Annotated in this window: 1 pseudogene; it reads right to left on the bottom strand. The window is 54.7% G+C overall.

The window, feature by feature from the left end:
* Positions 1–38: 38 nt before the first annotated feature.
* Positions 39–952: pseudogene (locus tag AD928_RS15105) on the bottom strand (IS3 family transposase); the annotation flags it as partial.

The following is a 952-nucleotide window of genomic DNA, read 5'->3' as shown; positions in this document are numbered from 1 at the left end:
GACGTGTCCCGGTTTAGTTCCGGACCATAGGTTATCTGTTAAGCGGCATTGCGCTCGTAATCCAGAGGGCTTTTCCATTGGAGTGCGGAATGCAGCCTCTGCGGATTATAGAAATCATTGATGTAGGATGTGATAGCCTGTTCGACGTTCTGGCGCGTCCTCCATGCCTGCTGCCACAGGAGTTCAGCTTTCAGGGTCTTGAAGAAGCTTTCCGTGACAGCATTGTCCCAGCAGTTTCCTTTTCTGCTCATGGACACGATAAAGCCATGAGCAGAGAGGAGCCGCCGGTAAGCCTCTGAACAATACTGACTGCCACGATCCGCATGATGGACGCAGCCTGGTGGTGGCTGACGCAAGGCAATAGCGCGCTGTAATGCTGTCGTGGCAAGATCTGCGGTCATGCGGACCTCAAGGTTCCAGCCGATGACTCTGCGTGAGAAGAGGTCCAGCACCACAGCCAGGTAAACCCAGCCTTCACATGTCCAGATATATGTTATGTCCGCTGTCTATTTCTGGTTAAGCGCTGGTGCTGAAAAATCCTGTCCCAGAAGGTTGGGTTTAATACTGTGCTTGTGCGAGCTGTTCGTGGTCACCTTGAAGCGTCGTGTCCTGACAACACGAATGTCATGCTCGCGCATCAGACGTCCAACGCGACGATGTCCGACAGACAGACCGGAAGCCCTGAGTTTCTCTGTCATGCGGGGACGTCCGTAGCTTCGCCTGCTCTGCGCATGAATGGTACGGATATGCACCATCAGGATATCATCCTGTCTTCTGCGGGCACAGACCGGGCGGCATCGCCAGGCTCTTAAACCCCGGTCGCTGACGCCAAACAGGCGGCAGACCCGGTCGCGTGAAAGCGGCCCATGATATCGAGCGATAAAGGCAAACCTCACGACCTTTGGCTCGCGAAGAACTGTGTTGCCTTTTTTAACAGCTCCCTCTCCTCCCG

Origin of the sequence: Acetobacter cerevisiae, from assembly GCF_001580535.1 — a bacterium.
Classification (GTDB): domain Bacteria; phylum Pseudomonadota; class Alphaproteobacteria; order Acetobacterales; family Acetobacteraceae; genus Acetobacter; species Acetobacter cerevisiae.
Note: the sequence above shows the minus strand (reverse complement) of the source record. Positions and strands in the feature narration are given on the sequence as shown.